The sequence below is a fragment of the Methyloterricola oryzae genome, from assembly GCF_000934725.1.
Taxonomy (GTDB): domain Bacteria; phylum Pseudomonadota; class Gammaproteobacteria; order Methylococcales; family Methylococcaceae; genus Methyloterricola; species Methyloterricola oryzae.
Window position 1 is genome coordinate 1 of sequence record NZ_JYNS01000006.1, and the last position, 17,376, is coordinate 17,376.

17 protein-coding genes, 1 rRNA gene and 1 other RNA gene are annotated in these 17,376 nt (G+C 60.3%); 5 read left to right on the top strand and 14 right to left on the bottom strand.

Translation table 11 applies throughout. The annotated features are described in order from the left end of the window. From EK23_RS09635 to EK23_RS09650, 4 genes are all read right to left on the bottom strand, one after another. A 16S ribosomal RNA gene (locus tag EK23_RS09635) occupies nt 1-1,183 on the bottom strand; the annotation flags it as partial. 339 nt (nt 1,184-1,522) lie between these two features. Further along, a complete protein-coding gene (gene ubiH, locus EK23_RS09640; RefSeq protein WP_045225162.1) occupies nt 1,523-2,725 on the bottom strand; it encodes a 2-octaprenyl-6-methoxyphenyl hydroxylase in 1,203 nt (400 codons plus the stop codon). After that, entirely contained in the window at nt 2,715-4,034 is a 1,320-nt protein-coding gene (gene pepP, locus EK23_RS09645; RefSeq protein ID WP_097990940.1) for a Xaa-Pro aminopeptidase, read from the bottom strand. Before pepP ends, ubiH begins: the two co-directional genes overlap by 11 nt. Nucleotides 4,035-4,046: 12 nt before the next feature. Continuing rightward, nucleotides 4,047-4,586 (bottom strand): UPF0149 family protein, encoded by a 540-nt coding sequence (locus EK23_RS09650; protein WP_045225164.1) that lies wholly within the window; start codon nt 4,584-4,586, stop codon nt 4,047-4,049. A gap of 101 nt (nt 4,587-4,687) precedes the next feature. Here EK23_RS09650 and EK23_RS09655 point away from each other — a divergent pair, with 101 nt between their 5' ends. The 3 genes from EK23_RS09655 (at nt 4,688) to ssrS (ending at nt 5,451) form a co-directional block, all read left to right on the top strand. Next, complete coding sequence (locus EK23_RS09655) at nt 4,688-4,915, top strand: TIGR02449 family protein (protein ID WP_045225165.1); 228 nt, start codon at nt 4,688-4,690, stop codon at nt 4,913-4,915. Continuing rightward, nucleotides 4,912-5,211, top strand: coding sequence for a cell division protein ZapA (locus EK23_RS09660; RefSeq protein WP_045225166.1), 300 nt, complete (start codon nt 4,912-4,914; stop codon nt 5,209-5,211). Before EK23_RS09655 ends, EK23_RS09660 begins: the two co-directional genes overlap by 4 nt. 56 nt (nt 5,212-5,267) lie before the next feature. Continuing rightward, nucleotides 5,268-5,451, top strand: a non-coding RNA gene (ssrS, locus tag EK23_RS22470) — 6S RNA. Between the two features lie 66 nt (nt 5,452-5,517). Here the strand turns inward: ssrS and EK23_RS09665 are convergent. Together EK23_RS09665 and EK23_RS09670 are read right to left on the bottom strand one after the other, a co-directional pair. After that, nucleotides 5,518-5,757, bottom strand: coding sequence for a hypothetical protein (locus tag EK23_RS09665; RefSeq protein WP_045225167.1), 240 nt, complete (start codon nt 5,755-5,757; stop codon nt 5,518-5,520). A 100-nt stretch (nt 5,758-5,857) separates the two neighbouring features. Beyond that, nucleotides 5,858-7,585 (bottom strand): ABC transporter ATP-binding protein/permease, encoded by a 1,728-nt coding sequence (locus EK23_RS09670; protein WP_045225168.1) that lies wholly within the window; start codon nt 7,583-7,585, stop codon nt 5,858-5,860. 308 nt (nt 7,586-7,893) lie between these two features. Between EK23_RS09670 and EK23_RS09675 the strand changes: the two genes are divergently transcribed. After that, nucleotides 7,894-9,141, top strand: coding sequence for a cyclic di-GMP phosphodiesterase (locus EK23_RS09675; protein WP_052808084.1), 1,248 nt, complete (start codon nt 7,894-7,896; stop codon nt 9,139-9,141). 10 nt (nt 9,142-9,151) lie between these two features. On the opposite strand, the gene EK23_RS09680 is transcribed toward EK23_RS09675, so the two are convergent. The 4 genes from EK23_RS09680 to EK23_RS09695 are packed head-to-tail and all read right to left on the bottom strand — an operon-like array spanning nt 9,152 to nt 13,172. Beyond that, nucleotides 9,152-9,745, bottom strand: a complete 594-nt coding sequence (locus tag EK23_RS09680; protein ID WP_052808085.1) for an amino acid kinase family protein — start codon at nt 9,743-9,745, stop codon at nt 9,152-9,154. After that, nucleotides 9,732-11,138 (bottom strand): aminodeoxychorismate synthase component I, encoded by a 1,407-nt coding sequence (pabB, locus tag EK23_RS09685; RefSeq protein WP_045225170.1) that lies wholly within the window; start codon nt 11,136-11,138, stop codon nt 9,732-9,734. The genes EK23_RS09680 and pabB overlap by 14 nt, the downstream gene beginning before the upstream one ends. After that, nucleotides 11,135-12,193 (bottom strand): hydantoinase/oxoprolinase family protein, encoded by a 1,059-nt coding sequence (locus tag EK23_RS09690; protein ID WP_045225171.1) that lies wholly within the window; start codon nt 12,191-12,193, stop codon nt 11,135-11,137. The genes pabB and EK23_RS09690 overlap by 4 nt, the downstream gene beginning before the upstream one ends. Further along, the gene (locus EK23_RS09695) at nt 12,183-13,172 is read right to left on the bottom strand and encodes an ATP-grasp domain-containing protein (RefSeq protein WP_045225172.1); all 990 of its coding nucleotides are present in this window, start codon (nt 13,170-13,172) and stop codon (nt 12,183-12,185) included. Before EK23_RS09695 ends, EK23_RS09690 begins: the two co-directional genes overlap by 11 nt. Before the next feature lie 27 nt (nt 13,173-13,199). On the opposite strand from EK23_RS09695, the gene EK23_RS09700 reads away from it, so the two are divergent. After that, entirely contained in the window at nt 13,200-13,856 is a 657-nt protein-coding gene (locus tag EK23_RS09700; RefSeq protein WP_045225173.1) for a HisA/HisF-related TIM barrel protein, read from the top strand. 110 nt (nt 13,857-13,966) lie between these two features. Here the strand turns inward: EK23_RS09700 and fae are convergent, their stop codons facing one another. The 4 genes from fae to mch all read right to left on the bottom strand — a co-directional run bounded on the left by fae (nt 13,967) and on the right by mch (nt 17,362). Further along, entirely contained in the window at nt 13,967-14,479 is a 513-nt protein-coding gene (gene fae / locus EK23_RS09705; RefSeq protein ID WP_045225174.1) for a formaldehyde-activating enzyme, read from the bottom strand. Nucleotides 14,480-14,583: 104 nt separating this feature from the next. Continuing rightward, nucleotides 14,584-15,450, bottom strand: a complete 867-nt coding sequence (locus EK23_RS09710; protein WP_327037042.1) for a triphosphoribosyl-dephospho-CoA synthase — start codon at nt 15,448-15,450, stop codon at nt 14,584-14,586. Continuing rightward, a complete protein-coding gene (locus tag EK23_RS09715) occupies nt 15,444-16,364 on the bottom strand; it encodes an ATP-grasp domain-containing protein (protein WP_045225175.1) in 921 nt (306 codons plus the stop codon). The genes EK23_RS09710 and EK23_RS09715 overlap by 7 nt, the downstream gene beginning before the upstream one ends. Continuing rightward, nucleotides 16,364-17,362 carry a methenyltetrahydromethanopterin cyclohydrolase gene (mch, locus tag EK23_RS09720; protein ID WP_045225176.1) on the bottom strand — a complete coding sequence of 333 codons (999 nt, stop codon included), beginning with the start codon at nt 17,360-17,362 and terminating at the stop codon, nt 16,364-16,366. The genes EK23_RS09715 and mch overlap by 1 nt, the downstream gene beginning before the upstream one ends. Nucleotides 17,363-17,376 lie beyond the last annotated feature (14 nt).

The following is a 17,376-nucleotide window of genomic DNA, read 5'->3' on the forward strand; positions in this document are numbered from 1 at the left end:
ATCCCCACCTTCCTCCGGTTTATCACCGGCGGTCTCCTTAGAGTTCCCGGCATTACCCGCTGGCAACTAAGGACAAGGGTTGCGCTCGTTACGGGACTTAACCCAACATCTCACGACACGAGCTGACGACAGCCATGCAGCACCTGTGTCTTGGCTCCCGAAGGCACTCCCACATCTCTGCAGGATTCCAAGCATGTCAAGGCCAGGTAAGGTTCTTCGCGTTGCATCGAATTAAACCACATGCTCCACCGCTTGTGCGGGCCCCCGTCAATTCATTTGAGTTTTAACCTTGCGGCCGTACTCCCCAGGCGGTCAACTTATCGCGTTAGCTGCGCCACTGAACACTTAATCGCGCCCAACGGCTAGTTGACATCGTTTACCGCGTGGACTACCAGGGTATCTAATCCTGTTTGCTCCCCACGCTTTCGCACCTCAGCGTCAGTGTTGGTCCAGGGTGCCGCCTTCGCCACTGGTGTTCCTTCCGATCTCTACGCATTTCACTGCTACACCGGAAATTCCACACCCCTCTACCACACTCCAGCTTGCCAGTATCCAATGCCGTTCCCAGGTTAAGCCCAGGGCTTTCACATCAAACTTAACAAACCGCCTACGCGCGCTTTACGCCCAGTAATTCCGATTAACGCTCGCACCCTCCGTATTACCGCGGCTGCTGGCACGGAGTTAGCCGGTGCTTGTTCTGTGGGTAACGTCAATGTCCCAGGGTATTAACCTAGAACCCTTCTTTCCCACTCAAAGTGCTTTACAACCCGCAGGCCTTCTTCACACACGCGGCATTGCTGGATCAGGGTTGCCCCCATTGTCCAATATTCCCCACTGCTGCCTCCCGTAGGAGTCTGGGCCGTGTCTCAGTCCCAGTGTGGCTGGTCGTCCTCTCAGACCAGCTACGGATCGTCGCCTTGGTAGGCCTTTACCCTACCAACTAGCTAATCCGACGCAGGCTCATCCACCGGCGCGAGGTCCGAAGATCCCCCGCTTTCACCCTAAGGTCTTATGCGGTATTAGCTCTCCTTTCGGAGAGTTATCCCCCACCCGTGGGCAGATTCCTACGCGTTACTCACCCGTCCGCCACTCGTCAGCACCCGAAGGCCTGTTACCGTTCGACTTGCATGTGTTAAGCATGCCGCCAGCGTTCAATCTGAGCCATGATCAAACTCTTCAGTTTTATATAGCCCTTCCGGTTTCCCGGAAAATATCTCTTGAATCGACAAGCGCTTTTATGTAAAAGACACTCGCGAAAGTTTTTTTAGCTTACGCCTCAAACCGCCGCCAGCGCCCACACAAAATTATTTGATCGTCTTGTTAAAGTCAGCGGTTCTGCTTCAGTTCCCCGCCGTTGAGCTTGAGCATTCTACACCATCCTCAAACCCTGTCAACTACCTTCCCTCAAACTCCATCTCCCATCTCCACCACTCCCTCTCGCCTTCCCTCGCCCCCCAGAACATACTCGCCCCGGAAGAGCTGCGCATTATGAAGAACACGCCCAGCCATGTCAACAACGACTTCAACCAAAGCGTGGCAGACGCTCCGACAAGCCCATCGCATGACGGGTCAGCAAGTTCTTTAAGGGCGGTAACTGGTCCAGCGCCAAAAGCCCCAAATTCCTGACGACGGACACAGGCGCCAAATCCGTTGAAAACACACCAACCAACCCATCAGTGAAGCGTATGACCGCCTCGAGATCCGAGTGGCGAGCCTTTACATAGCGTTGCAGGAAGCCGGGGTCACCAATGTCCTCGCCAAATTCACGACAGGCGGTCAACCGCTCAGCCAGCAGCGCCACATCGCGCAACCCCAGGTTGAAGCCTTGACCGGCAACCGGGTGGAGTTGGTGCATGGCATTGCCGACCAGCAGGACACGTTCCGCCTGCATCCGCTCAGCTCGTATGAGACGCAAAGGAAAACTGCGCCTAGGCCCCGTGAGCGTTAGTTTGCCCAACCAGAACCCAAATGCCTGCTGCAGACGCTCGCGAAACTCGGCATCGGACAGCACAACCAGTTCCTCGGCGTCGGCATGCTTCTGCGTCCAAACCACCGAACTCCTGCGCTTGCCCAGCGGAAGCATCGCCAAAGGGCCAGCCGCGGTAAATCGTTCATAGGCAACCCCCTGATTGGGCAAGGCGGTTTCCACCTCGGTGACAATGGCAGTCTGTCCGTATTCCCGCACAGCCTGGCCGATTTCGAGTAAGCGCCTGACGGTGGAGTTGCCGCCATCGGCGCCTATCAGCAAGCGCGCGGTGAGCGCCATACTTTCCGCTCCGTGCCTGAGAGAAACATGCACACCGCCCCTCCCTGAAGTGACTCCCATCAGACTCGCCGGACACAACATATCAAGGGCCGCCGCCGACAAAGCCCGCGCGATCGCGGTTTCTATCACGCGCGCCGTGGCCACATAACCCAGGGCCGCCACACCGAGATCGTCCGCGTGCAGGCGCACCTTGCCCAAATGCCCCCGGTCGGACACATGGATATGCCGGATGGCTGCCGCATGGGGCTCGATATCGCCCCAGATGCCCAACTGCCGGAGAATCTGAACGCTACCCCAAGACAGCGCCAAAGCACGGTCGCCAGCCGCAGAGGCGAGACGCGCACTCTCTGGCTGCGCCTCGATGACAGCGACCCGCAAGCCGGTCCCGCGCAGAGCGAGTGCGAGGCTCCCACCCACGAGACCACCACCCGCTATCAATACATCATGATCATGCGTCATTGCCTTGTCCCATCCATGCCTCGATTTCGGCTACCGATTTTGGAACCTGAGCCGTCAACACCTCACAGCCACGCTTGGTCACCAGCACATCGTCCTCGATCCGAATACCTATTCCGCGCCACATCGGATCGACATCCTGACAAGACCTGGAGATGTAAAGCCCGGGTTCGACCGTAAGCACCATCCCAGGCTCTAAGGGCCGCCATTCGTCGCCGATCTTGTAGTCTCCGACGTCATGGACATCCATGCCCAGCCAATGCCCCGTCCGGTGCATGTAGAAGCGCTTGTAAGCCTCCTCCTTGATGAGCTTGGAGGCCCGACCCTTCAATAGCCCCAGTTTTACTAGGCCCTTGGTCAACACCTGGACCGCCGCGTCGTGAGGATCGATCCAGCGCGCTCCCGGACGGACAGCCTCGATAGCAGCCAACTGCGCCGCCAACACCAACTCGTAGAGCTTGCGCTGCGGCTCACTGAACCGGCCGTTCACCGGAAATGTGCGGGTGATATCAGCGGCATAACCGTCACACTCAGCGCCGGCATCAATCAGAAGCAAATCCCCGTCACTGAGTACATCCTTGTTTTCGGTGTAATGCAGGATACAGGCGTTTTCACCGCCGGCCACAATGGAAGGATAAGCCTGGTAGCGAAGCCCGTGTCGCATGAACTCATGCACCAGCTCGGACTCTATCTGGAATTCATAAATCCCCGGCCGGCATGCCTGCATGGCCCGGCGATGGGCCCGAGCGGACACCTCGCCCGCACGCCGCATGACGGCCAATTCAGCTTCGCTCTTGAACAGCCGCATTTCGTGCAGCAAACCATCCAGATTGAGGAATTGAGAAGGCGGATGAGCTCCGGCGCGGGCCTTTTCGCGCAGGGCATTCACGGCACTCATGACCGCCCCGTCCAACTCCTCGTGGACGCCAATGCTGTAGTAGACACGCTCGCAGCCATCCATGATGCCAGGCAAAATCGAATCGAGTTCCTCGATATCATATGCCTCGTCAGCACCAAACTCCTGGCGGGCGCCCTCCAGCCCGGCGTGCTTGCCGGTCCAGATCGCCTTGGTTTGATCGTAGGGCCGACAGAACAGAATAAATTCCCCGGACGCCCGGCCCGGCGCCAGCACCATGATCGCCTCGGGCTCACTGAAGCCGCTTAGGTAGAGAAAATCACTGTCCTGACGAAACGGAAACTCCACATCCCTGTTGCGGACTGCGACTCCCGCGGAGGCGAGAACTGCGATGCTGCGCTTTTTCATCTTGCGCATCAGAGCCTTTCGGCGATGGCGAAATTCGCTGCTGCTGATCATGATTTTCTGTCAGTGGAGACGGATGGAGGGGGACGACTGGCTGAATTCCTGCCGCACCATCTGCACGGCAATGCGGACGAACTCATTGATTTCGGCAAAAGCCACCTCATCGGCTTCGCCGTCGACGTTGGAGTCCAGCCGGGAGATTTCCACCAGGTCACCCAGCACCTCGGCGGTATCGTCCGGCCAATCGCCGGCGCCCCCTTGAAAACCGACCCCATAAAGAAAGCCTTGGCACCATTCCGCCAGCGCTGCGGCGCGATCATGCAAATCGACGCCATCATCGGGCAAGAACAGCTCGAAGGTGTATTCATCTTCCTGCAAGGCTTGGCGCGTCTGTTCGCACAGATCGATCAGCGTGGGGACATCAGTATCCGGCGGAGCGTCCGCGCCTTCGTCAAACAATACCGACAGCCACTGCTGCGCCTTGAGTTCGCCGCATACACAGAGCATCCCTGTTAGCACCCCGTGCGCTTCAGCCGCACTGAGACGAGCAGGCTCCTTGCAGACCACGTCCTGGACCTGTTGATAAGGCAAGGTAAGCTTCATCTGAAATCTTGTTAGAAGGTCAGTAATTCTCTATCCTAGCATCGCGATCTTACGTCTGAAAGACGCGCCACCCGACAACAGCACCGCCTGCAGGAACCGAGGTGAACGAAAAAACCATCGACTTCGATACTGAATTTCGCCGTCTGGAAGAAAAGATCGGGGCGATGACGGAATGCTGCTCGCGCCTCAAGGAGGAGAACCGCGAGCTCAGGGTTCGCTTTGAAGAATGGTCGAAGGAACGAGCAACGCTGGTGGAGAAAGCAGCGATCGCAAAAAACAGGGTTGAAGCTATGATTTCCCGCCTTAAATCCATGGGACACGAAATATGAGCGAAGGCAAACTCCCGATCAAGGTACACATCCTAGGAAAAGAATACCCCGTCGTCTGCTCTGAAGACGAAGAGCACGAACTGATCGTCGCCGCACGCTATCTGGACGACAAGATGCGCAAGATTCGCGACACCGGCCGGGTCATCGGGACCGAGCGCATCGCCGTCATGGCGGCATTGAACATCGCACACGAACTGATTCAGGCCCAGAGCCAAAATAAACTGCTCTCCAGCAGCTTCGGGGACCGTATGAACGCCCTGCATGAGAAGATCGATGCGGCGCTCGGGACCGAATAAATAAAAGTCTTGGATGGCCTTGCAGGATGACCGCAAGCTTGTAGAATATTAGGTAGTATTCCCTGTGGCGTTCGAAGTGCTCTGGGTTTTTTCTTGAGCCTAATTCTTAACCCCGGGAACGCATCGGTTCTAGATGTGTGCATGTCCGCCTCGAGCGGAAAGCCTGATTCGGGATCGGCAGTTCCCACCTGAACCAACGGTTCAAGGGCGAAAGTGCTCTACGGCGCAGGCGGGGAATACTCCTTACGCAGTGCCTTGGCCCATTGGGACCGTCGCGCACATAGCCCCTCCTCCGACACGCCAAATTCATTTCTTCTCGTCTGAGCCACCCGCCTTATCGGGCACGGCGCTTACGGAGGGCACCGGCAAATCCAACTCGCCCTTGAGAACCGCCAGCGCCGCATTTTCAGGCGCGCCTGCGGCGACTTTGGACAAAATACCAGGATATCTCTTCCTTCTCTCACGCTTCTGCCCCGGAATAGGGTCATCGAGCACTTCCTGGGGAGCACTCTTGGCGGGGTCTTGCGTGCTTTCATCGTGCGACATGAAAAATTCTCTTGTGTAGGTTCTTGAATTGGTTGGAGCCTATTTTGATTATTATCAGGACGACAGCCAAAGGTCAGCAATACGGACGATCCCTTAGACGTCAGTTAGATTGGCTCCCGGCCGAAAGTTCGCGCCACTCCCATTCGCCCTCCGCCCGCAGGAACAGCGCTGCATCGTAGAATTCCGCCATATCGTCGCTCATCGAACGCCCGTTGCTCTCTACCGTCAAATATGTGATTTCCTGCGCGCTCAGCATACGCAGCAATTGGGCGCTTTTTTCTGGATAGACCTCTGCACTCGGCCGGTCCAGGACCGCAAACTGGGGGCGACTCAGCAGTATGCGCGCAAAGGAAATCAACTGCTGCTGGTTGGCAGACACCAGCGTATCCCAGTCATGCTCTACATCCAGACCTCCGGCCTGGGTCAGCACATCGCGGATACCGACGGACTCCAGAACCGCCACGATCTCCTCGTCGCTGACGGGCTGATCCTTGCGTTCCGGAGCCAGCGCATCCCGCAAAGAACCCGTGGACAGGTAGGGACGCTCGGGCAGAAACAGGAGCTTTCCCAGCGGCGGCCTGCAGATCCTGCCTGTTGCGGTGTCCAGAATCCCGGCCGCCGCCTTGATGAAGGCGTCTTTCACCGCCTCGCCCTGGGCCACCACAAGAACACGCTTGCCTTTGGGAATCGTGATGGAAAGATCACGCACCAGCACGCGGCCGTCGATGACGGAGCGCACGCTAAGCCTCTCAAAGCTCAGAACCCCGTCTTCTTCGCTGACATCCATGCCCGAAACCGTCTTGGTCTGCGCCAACTCGATCGCGTACCACAGGTTGATAAGCCGCTCCACGACCGCCGCGAACGAGGAAATCTGCTGAAACTGGGTGACGATCAGGGAAAATGCGCCTGACAGCATAGTGAACGCCATAGTGGACTGCGTGATGACACCGAAATCGGCGTCACCCCGGATGAACAGCGGCGCCACCAGCAGGGCGGGAATGATCTGGATCAGGTAGTTGTAGCCGGTCGTGAAATAGCCCAGGTTCCGGTTCACCACTATGATCTTGTGGAAGTTGCCCGCCACTTCGTCAAACTGCCGTGACAAGCGCGCAAGGATCGGTCTTTCCCTGTGCAGCAAGGCCAGGGACTCGGCTTTCTGGCCAACCTGAATCAGTCCCGAGCGAAAACTGGCCTCCTTGTCCAACTGCGCATAATTGAGATCGATCAGGGGCTTGCCCAGGCGCACGGCCAAAAGCGTGCCGCCAGCGGCATAGAACACGGCCACGCCAAACAACTCCGGGCTGATGGACCATAACACGCCGGAAAACGCGATGATGGTGAAGACCCCATTCAGCATCATGAGGGTGAAGGATAGGGTGCTGGTGGTAAAAACCTTGACGTCGTCCGCGATGCGCTGGTCGGGATTCTCCATCCCGCTCTTCTTGATCAGGGCATCGGTAATCCGATAGTAGGTGGGATACTCCATGTAGAGCTTCAGGAGCCGGTCGGTCATCCATTCCCGCCAGAGCAGCCCCAGGCGTTCCTCGCAGTAGCGCAGGACCACCGCCACGATGGTCAACGCGGCGAACACGGCCACATAGATCACGGCCTGGTGGATGTAGTTGGGAACATTGCGTTCCGCGATCGCCGTCATGAAATCGCGGCCGACGTAGCTGCTCAGTATGTTCAGACCGTTGACGGCGAGCAGCAGGCACATCAGCGAGACGAACAATCCCACTGCCTTCATGCCGACTTCGGAACCGGTAAAGTTCCTCATCATCTGGATGAACAGGCCCCAGCCCTGTTCATTAATCGGTATTCGCAGCATGGATGGTCCCGTTTGTTGGTTCTACGCGCCCAGGTTCCAACCCCTGTTCAGCCTTGCCCGCGGCGCAACGCGCAACTTTTGGCAATGACGCGCGCATGGTGTGAATACTAACACTTATTCCGTTCCCGGTAGCCGCGCAAGGCCCGTTGCCAAGCCCGACCGACCACTCCAATCAATTCGGCTATTCTTATTTGCCATTCCAGCGTCCGACTGGCGGCGTCCTCTCGGGGCATGGAACACGCCGAACCAAGTCGGTGCGGAGGACTCTAAACCCGGCAACAGGCCCGCAACAACCAGGTTGACCTATCGTGTCAGATCGCCCTCCCCGCAAGTTTGACGTCGTCGAGAAGATCAAGGTCGCCGTCGGCGAATTGAAGATCGGCATGTACATCTGCGAACTGGACCGCCCCTGGCTGGAAACCCCCTTCCTGTTCCAGGGCTTCACGGTGAACTCGGAAGCCGACATCGATGAAGTGTCCAAGTACTGCCAGTACGTCTACGTGGACACCCTTCGCACCAAGATCCACAAACCCGAGTTCGGCCGTTCCTCCGGCCAATCCTATTTCAAGCAGATACAGCCCAAGAGGGTCGTCAGCTTCCAGCAGGAACTGGATCAAGCCAAGGCCACCAAACAAGCCACCACCAATCTGGTGAAGAGCTTTGTGGAAGACGTCAAATTCGGCCGCGCCCTGGATGTGCAACTGGCAAAGTCGGCGGTCTCGGAATGCGTCAGCAGCCTCATGCGGAATCAGGAAGCCCTGATGTACCTGATGCAGATCAAGAGCAAGGACGATTACACCAGCCAGCATTCATTCAATGTCTGCATCTACTCCATCGTACTGGGGCGCTTCGCCGGCATGAACACCAAGGAGCTGGAAGCCATCGGCACCTGCGGCCTATTGCACGACATGGGCAAGATATCGGTGCCTCTGGAAATATTGACCAAGGAAGGAAAGCTCGAGAACGAGGAGTTCGAGACCATGAAGCTCCACACCGTCTATGGGCGGGACATCCTGATGTCCGGGCGCAACATCTTCAGCGGAACGGTGGACGTCGCTTATGGTCACCACGAGAACCTGGACGGCAGTGGCTACCCCAGGGGCTTGCAGGAAAGTCAGCTGAACCTCAACACCAAGATCGTCGCGGTGGTCGACAAATACGACGCCATCACCAGCAATCGCTGCTACCAGAAAGGCCGCACCCACCTGGACGCCATTCAAATCCTCAACAAGATCGCCACCGCACGACAGATCGACCGGAATCTGGCGCTGGGCTTCATCAGCAGCCTCGGCGTCTACCCTCCTGGCAGCATCGTCGAACTGACTTCAGGAGAAGTCGCCATCGTGGTCGAATCGAACCCAGGCCTTCAACTGCGGCCACAGATACTCATCGTACGCGACCGTGAGAAGAAACCGATTGCGCCGCGACTGCTGGACCTGCGCGATATCGAGAAAGACAAATCCGGCCAAGCTTACGGAATTAAAGCCATGCGGCACTTGGGCGATTTTGGCATCGATCCGGCGGATTTCCAGAACTGGTTCAATCACGCCGCCTGAACGCACGCGTTCAGGCGATTCGCAGAAAATGCTCGCTCGGCGCGGCCAGTGCCGCGGCAAGGTGGTCATGATCCTCAACCCCGGCGATCCAGCCGGAACAGCCACAGTGGGAATAATAGGACTCGAAGCCCGCATCCACGACGCCGGTGCCGGCCAGGTAGCCGCACTCCAGGGCCGGCTGGCTAAAACTGGCGTGTTTGATGAGCAGCAGGTTGTCGGCCTCGAGACGAGCCGCCAGCCAGGCGGCGATGCTGTCCGAAGTGACATCCCAGGAAGCGCAGATCCCGGCGGCGTTGAGCGTCTTGGGTAACGGCAACCAAACCGCACAGCGATCCCGCCACTCAAGCAGTTCCCCGGGCTCGCTGGTCATCGGCAAGCCGCCCAGATCGGCGAGCATCAGACCGTACTGGCGCATCCCCAAGATGGCCATGTCGTGCGCAATCTGTTCGCTGAATGCCCACCGCACCTGAGCCTCCCGCACAGCATCGGCAAACGGCCCACCACCGGGCACCACCACCACGCCGGGGCACTCCGCCAAGGCCTCCAGCCAGAGCGGCAGAAGGTCTGAATCCGCCAGGCTGCCGCCCAGCTTAACGACCCACATGGTCCGCGCCGGTCCGTTTTACCTTGAACTGCTCCAGCAGGTGCAGCATTGCCGCCGCCTTGTGGTAGCACTCCTGATACTCCTGCTCCTGGTCGGAATCGACCACGATGCCGCCTCCCGCCCAGAAGCGGATGCGGCCGTCGGAATGCACCAGGGTGCGGATGGCGATGTTGCTGTCCATGGCGCCATCGTATCCCACGTACCCGATGGAGCCGCAGTAGACTCCGCGCCGGCAGGGCTCCAGTTCCTCGATGATCTGCATGCTGCGGATCTTGGGCGCTCCGGTAATCGAGCCACCCGGAAAGCAGCCCCGCAGCAGATCGAGGACATGACTGCCCTGGGCAAGCTTGCCGCGCACTGTGCTGACCAGATGGTGCACAGTGGCATAGCTTTCGACCTCGAAAAGGCCCGGCACATGTACCGAGCCCGGTTGGCAATTCCGGCCGATATCGTTGCGCAGGAGGTCGACGATCATCAGGTTTTCCGCCCTGTCCTTGCTGCTGCCGCGCAATTCTTCCAGCTGTGCCTGGTCGACCGCCGGGTTGGGCGAGCGAGGCCGGGTTCCCTTGATCGGCTTGGTTTCCACGCAACGCTCCACGCACTTGAGGAAGCGCTCCGGGGACGAACTGAGCAACTGCACCTGGGGAAGGTTCAAGTAGGCACTGAATGGCGCCGGGTTGATATGGCGCAGGGACTGGTACGCAAACCAGGGATTGCCCTTGCAGTAGGCGGAAAAGCGCTGAGTGAGGTTGACCTGATAACAATCGCCCTCGCGGATGTAATGCTGGATGCGATCGAAGGCGCGGCCGTAGCGTGCGCGGCTCATGTCGGCCGACACCTCGCCCAGCACCTGGAAATCGGCCAACTGCCAGGGCATGGTCTGAACCTGGCTGAAGGCCTGGATCAGATGCGGCCAGCGCGCGAAGGTCGCAGGATCACGCCCCTGCCCCACCAGCCAGCTGCGGCGCTCATGGTGATCGACCACCACGGCCCAGTCGTAGATGCCCACCACCATGTCGGGGATATTTTCCTCCGCCGCGGCTCGCTCCGGCAGCACCTCTACTCGGCGAGCCAGATCATAGGCGAAATAGCCGATGGCACCGCCGCAGAAGGGCAGTCCGGGAATCGACGGCGCCTCATCCCCGAGACACCGCCGGACCAGGGTGAAGGGATCTTCCGGCGAGAGGGTGATGTTGCCCTCGGCCCTGATTTCGGTGAGATTACCCCGCGTGACGAGGGTGCAGACCGGCTCCGCCGCAATGATGTCGTAGCGGCCCTGCTGCTCGTGGGCGAGACCACTATCCAGGAAGACCGCCCAGCGCCGGTCTGCCCAGGGCATGAACAGCCCGGCGCTATCCTCGAAATACGGCAGTTCGTGGATTCTGCAGGTCATTTTATGCATGGCCATTGCCTCGCAAGACAAGCAACTGCTGCGGCCGGGGCGCAGTCGGCGACGTTGAATCCGGATGGTGAGCGGTCGCGCACCGGATAAAGATCATCAATGTTTTGATAAGGATGGGAAAACCTACGGGCCAATTCTTGCACCAGAAAGCGGCCGATACCAGCCCCGACGAAGGGCGCCTGCGGCGGCGTCAGGCCGCGGGACAACTGTCTTTCGCAAACCAAGCCCACACGCTGCAGTTGCAGTTCGCGAAAATAGCGGGCCAATCCGCGCCAGACCGCCCCATCCATGGACTCCGCATCGAGACCGACCATCCGCGCGATGCGCCGCGCACTCGCCGCCGCCGTCTTGGCGCCACCGTCTGCCGCCGTCATTTGATCGGCCCCTTCCGGCAACTCGCCGGTCAGGCGGTAGATGTCCGCCGTGGTGGCGAAATGCTCGGCCATCAGTCCGACCCAGTTCCCATCCAAAGGAGCGTACTGTCCCAGGCTCATCAGCGGCGTTCGGACCACGCCACAGTAGACGAGTTCATCGTAACGCATTCGTTCGCAATCGGTATAGCCTCGAACGTTCACCTGAGCATTTTGCAGGAGTATCACATCCGTGGTGGTGCTGCCGATGTCCACCAGGATGGCATCACGCACCCGGCTCGCCGCGTACAGCGCGGTGGCCAGCCAGTTGGCCGACGCCACCACAGCCGTGTGCTCGACGCGCAAGTCTGTCGCCGCCATGAAGCCCTGGTGTCCCGCAAAAAGGTACATTCGCTGCGAACCGACGTGTTCGCCCAGGGCCGCAGTCAAGGCGGCGACACCCTCCTCCCGGCTGGCGAAGACATCGGCCAACTCGCCGGTCATGGTGACCGCATGCACGCATTCGGCGCCCGGCTGCAGCGATTCGAGGATGGCATTTGCCGCCCGGTGAAAGTGCTCGAGCCCCAGCCAGAGGGGCGAGGCCTGCTGCGCCACTGCCACAAGCTCGCCGTCTTCCAGCAGACAAGCCTTCAGGTGAGCTCCGCCGATGTCCCAGCCGACGAGCTCATTCCGCAAATTCAGTCCTCCACGCAATTTCAATCGTCTCCCGCCCCCTCACGGGCCCCGGCAGGACGCCGGTCGTCTTGAGGTCCAGAAGCAAACGCGCAGGGTTGAGTCCCAGCGCGTCTCTTAGTCCCGCATAGGATGTGGTCAGTCGCGGATTGATCTCCAGAACCTGCGGACCGTCCGCTCCCAGCACCAGATCGACTCCCGCATAGCCCCAGAGTTCCGGCACCGCCTGCGCGATATCATCCAGCAGCGCCTGCCAGCTGCCATCCGTGTCTGACCGCGCATTCACCAGGCAGCCGCGCAGCACGAAAGCGTTTCCAGCACGCTCGATCATCTGCCGGTTGCAGCTCAGCAGGCGGGCAGCCCCGTTGCAAAAAAGCCCCGACAGGCTCAGGGCCTCGCCTGGCACCAGGGGCTGCACAACCCAGGCCGTCTCTTCGTTTAAAGCCGGTGCCCCATCGCCCTGATCGAAGATCCGTGTGCCTTCGCAGCCAACGCCATCGTCGGGCTTGATGACGCAGGGCCAGGTTGGAGAGGCAGACGGCCAGCGCTCGGTGGGCACCACCGGCGCCCCATGATGCGAAAGGCGCCGTGCTGTCTGCAGCTTGCTGGCGGCCAGGCGCACACCGTCAGCCGGCGTGGTGAGGAGCGGCTTTCCCGCCCGCTCGACGTCGGTGCACAGCGCCTCCAATATGCCGCCGCTCTCCGGGGCGATGGGCAAGGTGGCGTCGGTGGCCGCTACCTCGGCACGCCAAATCAAGGGCAATTCAGTGGCCGAGGCCACCCCCCGCAGCGTCAGCCCGGCCCGCTCCGGCATCGGCGCCAAGCGATCATCACGCAGGACCGTCACGCTGATCCCATCCAGATCCAGCAGATCGCCGACCACGGATTCCAGCATCAGTCCGCCTTCACGCAGCAGGCTCGCTGGCAGCCGTTCCCCGCGCAGGCCGCCGCCGGTAATATATTCGTAGACCAGTACCTTCACGACCTAGCTTCCCGCCTCACCTGCCCCATGACTGTCATACCGGTGATCGACCTCCAGGGCGGCGCGGTCGTCCACGCCCATCTGGGCCAGCGCCAGCACTACCGGCCCATAGAGACCCCCTTGTGTCCGGGCAGCAATCCATTCTCCATAGTCCAGGCCTTCCTCCGGCTTCATCCATTTTCCACCATCTACCTTGCCGATCTCGACGCCCTGACGGGCAAAGTCCCGCAAAGCGATCTTATCGGAGCACTGGCTGCCGCCTTTCCCGCCGTGCGCTTCTGGGTCGATGCGGGCTGGCCGGCACCCGTGGGCGACTGGACCCCCGTGGTGGGCACGGAATCGCTGGACTGCAGGCAATGGCGCGAACTCTCGCTCGAAGGGCGCGACTGGGTTCTGTCTCTGGATCACTTCGACGGGCAGTTTGTGGGACCTGGGGAGATTTTGAGCCACCTGGATCTCTGGCCGCAGCAGACCCTCGTCATGTGCCTGAACCGGGTCGGTAGCAGCCAAGGCCCCGATTTTGACCGGCTTCGACACCTACGCACGCTCGCCCCAGACCTCTGGCTCGCTGCGGCTGGCGGCGTGCGTGGTTCCGGAGACCTGGAAAGTCTGAAGAAAATAGGGATCGATGGCGCATTGGTGGCCAGCGCCCTGCACGATGGAAGGCTCGTCACGTTTGAATAGTTGATTTCGCGCTAGCCGCAAACAGGAAAAGCGCCTTGCGGCGCTTTTCCTGTTTGGAACCCTCGGGCTGCCGCCCTGCCTGAGCAAGGCGGCGCCCGCGTCCTCAGCTCTTAGTTGTGAGCTGCGAACGGGTGGCCCTCGGTGCCCTTGCGAGCAACGACGTCGGCTGCCTTCGGCTCGCCGGCGATGGCACGCTTGATGGACAGCTTGGTGGCCTCGTAGTTGTAGTCCTGGATCTTGGCGTCGTCTTCAGCCAGCCAGTGGATGAACACGCCAACGCAGATGAAGATATCGTCAGCCTCGTCAGCCGGAATGGTGCCGTCCTCGACGCAATCAGCAACCGCCATGGCAACACCACGCTGAGCCGGTCCAAACATCTGGGTGGCCTGCTTGCCGTTCTTGATGGTGACCTTGTTGAACATCACCGTGTTCGGCTTGCACAGCAGGTTGGGAGCAACCACTGCCAGCAGCGAAGTGAAACCGTCCTTGTTGTTGGTCAGGGTGTTTGCGAACGCGGTTTCAGCCGCGCTGCCACGGGGCCCCAGGATCAAGTCGATGTGTGCGATTTCATTGCCACCGCCACACAGCGCTTCACCGACCAACAACTTATTGATTTTTGCCATTTTCGATTTCCTCTTCTGTACAAATTTACGATAGAACTACTTGATTAAAGACACTGCCACGTACGTGCCGATGCACCCCTACGTGCCTTGGAGACCCGCGCGGCTCAGGCCGCGCGCGCATCGACAAGACTTTGCAGACGTACCGCCAGTAGGCATGTCACCGTCAGATCAGCCGTGGTTCCCGGATTGATTCCGGCAGACTTGAACTCGGCATCCGCCTCCCGCAGAAACTCCAAGAGTAGCTCAGGTCTCTCGAGACGGGACAACGCTTCATCGATCCGCGCCATCCTGTCGCTCACCATCCCGGTGAACCGGTCTCCGAACTTGCGTCCGATGTGGCTGTCCGGAATCTGCCTCAGCAGTTTCGCGAACACGGCCACGGCCGCCCATCTTCCATCCCGCCACCGGGAAAACGATGTATGATAGCTCGGAATCGCCATTTCAAAAACCGTCGCGTAGTCGCTCGCATACTGAAAGGCGATCATATCCCGATCGGAAGCGGCCTCCATCGCCTCCAATAAAGTCACCCTGGCCTCCCCGCTGACATCGTGATCCTGCACGCGCCCAAGCCCTCCGGGGCTTGCAAGGCATATGGCGCGGAACACCCAGCTGGCATCTTCCCGGCTGGTGCTGCTCAGAACCCGTCCAAGGTTTTCCCTCAGGGAATAATCTTTTTCCCCTAGCTCGCAGGCGAGAATCAGTGGTGCGGCCAGCAAAACGATGCCCAGGTTGGTATTGCAACCCACCGCCTCACGGGTGGCCCGAATGGCGTGGTAAATGCGCTCCCCCAACCCTAGCGCGGGATCGCACAGGTAGGGCGCGCTGGCCTCGGCGCTGCGGCGGAAATCCGCCACGCTCATATCGTGGCCCTCGGAATGGACGCTCACATTGCCCGGCTTGAAGGCCTGGAGCTCTTCCTCACAGGCATCAAGGTAGGCGGCCTGCAAGGCTTTTGCATCCGAAATCAGCACGAAGCAGACGCCTGGACGTCCGGAGGCGGAACGGCGCACTGGGCGAGAAAATCATCCGCCAACAGTTCCGCGATCTCCACGTCGGAAACACTCTGCAGACCCTTCCAGGCGGGCACACTGTTCACCTCGATCACGGTGTAGCGGCCCTGGGCATCGCGGATGATATCCACCCCGGCATAGGCGATGTCCACCGCCTTCACCGCATCCTCGGCCATGCGGCACAGGAGCAGGTCGTCCAGACGGACCGGTTCGCAACGCGCGCCCTGGGCCACGTTGTTCAGCCAGGTGAGGCCGCAGCGGCGCATAGCGGCGACCGTTCGGCCGCGGATGACGAAGACGCGCCAGTCGTGGGGCGCCTCGCCACAATGCACGAAGCGCTGGAGATAGAAGATGCCGTTGCTGTCCGCCAGCTGCTCCAGGTCTTCCAGGTGACGGTGGCGCTGCAGCCCTTCTCCCTGCGAGCCGAACAGCGGCTTGGACACCACCTCATGGCCCTGCTCCAATTCCCGGGCCGCAATCCGCAAGGCGTCCTCACGGCTGTTCACGACCCAGGTGGGAGGCGTTGGAATGCCGGCCTGGCGCAGCAGGAAGCTGGTCATGCCCTTGTCCACCGTGCGCTCGATGGAGCGCGCATCATTGTAGACGGTGACACCGAGCAAGCGCAGGCTGTGCAGGATATCGAGATAAAACGTCACCTGCTCCAGGGAACCCCCGGGAACGCCACGCACGAACACGCCTTTCGGCAATTCCGTTTCAAACCCCGGAACCACCACGGCGGGTCCCTCCCCCGCCAGATCGATCCGGCACTGGGTCAGCGAGACATAGCAGGAATCAAGACCCCGGGCGGCGAAAGCGCGCTTGAGCCGAACACCGTGCCACCCCGGGTCGTCGGTGACGATAGCAAGCCGGTTCACTATTCCCCGCCGAACGAGCGCTCCAGCAACTCCTCGTCCAACTGGCCGGCGTGGAAGCTGCGCCCCGAATCAACGGCGGTCACGATGACACGGGCCGGGCTGAACAGCATGGCGTCGATCTTGAAGAAGTCGTACTTGTAATCCTTGAATACCTGGGCGAAAGGCTTGCCGTAGTCGCTGGACATGGAACTGGGCAGCTTGGTGGCCAGCGTCTCCGCCGCGTCATCGCTGCCCTTGACGAACAGATGCACGGTGCCGCCGAACAGGATGGCGTCGTTGGTGCGCCCCATGGCCTCGACAAAATTGGGATGAGGCGGCGGCACCGGCGCGTAGCCCGTGCCGTCGATGATGTGCTCCAGCGGGAAATGCAGGGAATGGGCCTTGTGCAGGGACACTTCCAGCACCCGCGCAACCACCTGCATGCCGCCGGCCAGGCTGCTGGTAGGCGTGAGGATCACGGTCACGGCGGACGCATCCAGTTGGGTCGCGCGCGCCACCTTGTCGATCAACTCCACCGGCGGGATCTTGTCCACCTCCATGACGATGGCGGTTTCCCCGCACTGGTCGCGGTAACCCAGTTCCTTGTACAACTCCTCCACCGGTTCCTCCTTGCCGTCCTTGACCTTGGTCGCCAGGGCGCGCGCGGGGCCGGAGCCCAGGGCATAGAAGGCGCCCTTGCGCTCGCCGTGGGACAGACTCCAGCCGGCGTACTGGCTGCCCAGGCAGGAGATCACCGGATTGGTGGAATGCACATTCACCATAAGCGGCCAGCGTGAGAATGGCCCGCCGTGGGTCAGGGTAACGGTGCCGAGCCCGCCCATGCAGATCTCGCCGATCAGGCGTCCCGCCTCCAGGCTGCCCAGGGCCTGAATGCCCGCGTCAATGATGGTGGCGCCGTTGCTGGCACGAGTGATTTTGAGGCGCAGCTTGTCGGCATTGGCGACCAGATGCTTGACGATGGGCAAGGCGTGGGCGTTGACGCTGACTGCTTGAGACATGGCTGATTGATTTC

What these genes read in the sequence shown, in the direction of transcription:
- EK23_RS09680 (WP_052808085.1), bottom strand. Translation starts at nt 9,745, where the DNA reads ATGTGGGTCGTTAAGCTGGGCGGCAGCCTGGCGGATTCAGACCTTCTG.
- EK23_RS09660 (WP_045225166.1), top strand. Translation starts at nt 4,912, where the DNA reads ATGAGCGAAGGCAAACTCCCGATCAAGGTACACATCCTAGGAAAAGAA.
- EK23_RS09700 (WP_045225173.1), top strand. Translation starts at nt 13,200, where the DNA reads ATGACTGTCATACCGGTGATCGACCTCCAGGGCGGCGCGGTCGTCCAC.
- EK23_RS09650 (WP_045225164.1), bottom strand. Translation starts at nt 4,586, where the DNA reads ATGAAGCTTACCTTGCCTTATCAACAGGTCCAGGACGTGGTCTGCAAG.
- pabB (WP_045225170.1), bottom strand. Translation starts at nt 11,138, where the DNA reads ATGACCTGCAGAATCCACGAACTGCCGTATTTCGAGGATAGCGCCGGG.
- EK23_RS09665 (WP_045225167.1), bottom strand. Translation starts at nt 5,757, where the DNA reads ATGTCGCACGATGAAAGCACGCAAGACCCCGCCAAGAGTGCTCCCCAG.
- EK23_RS09670 (WP_045225168.1), bottom strand. Translation starts at nt 7,585, where the DNA reads ATGCTGCGAATACCGATTAATGAACAGGGCTGGGGCCTGTTCATCCAG.
- fae (WP_045225174.1), bottom strand. Translation starts at nt 14,479, where the DNA reads ATGGCAAAAATCAATAAGTTGTTGGTCGGTGAAGCGCTGTGTGGCGGT.
- ubiH (WP_045225162.1), bottom strand. Translation starts at nt 2,725, where the DNA reads ATGACGCATGATCATGATGTATTGATAGCGGGTGGTGGTCTCGTGGGT.
- mch (WP_045225176.1), bottom strand. Translation starts at nt 17,362, where the DNA reads ATGTCTCAAGCAGTCAGCGTCAACGCCCACGCCTTGCCCATCGTCAAG.